This is a genomic window from Colwellia sp. BRX10-9, from assembly GCF_014077405.1.
In the GTDB taxonomy this organism is placed as follows: domain Bacteria; phylum Pseudomonadota; class Gammaproteobacteria; order Enterobacterales; family Alteromonadaceae; genus Colwellia_A.
Genome location: NZ_JACGVV010000154.1, coordinates 1 through 251 on the forward strand (window position 1 = coordinate 1; position 251 = coordinate 251).

The 251-nt window shown below is 39.4% G+C and carries 1 rRNA gene; it reads left to right on the top strand.

The annotated features are described in order from the left end of the window. Nucleotides 1-89, top strand: a 23S ribosomal RNA gene (locus H4J69_RS19825); the annotation flags it as partial. Between the last annotated feature and the right edge of the window lie 162 nt (nt 90-251).

The following is a 251-nucleotide window of genomic DNA, read 5'->3' on the forward strand; positions in this document are numbered from 1 at the left end:
GTTGGAGACTACAACGTTGATAGGTCAGGTGTGTAAGGACTGCGAGGTCTTGAGCTAACTGATACTAATTGCCCGTGAGGCTTAACCATACAACACCCAAGTAGTTTTACTACGAAGTGTTTGTAAAAGACTGACAGAATAACTTCACGCACTGTAATGAATTGAATAAGAAAACGCTTTTATATTTATAGCTCTAACGAGCAACAGCTTTCAAGATTGTAACCTTTTTGTCTAGCGACAATAGCACTGTG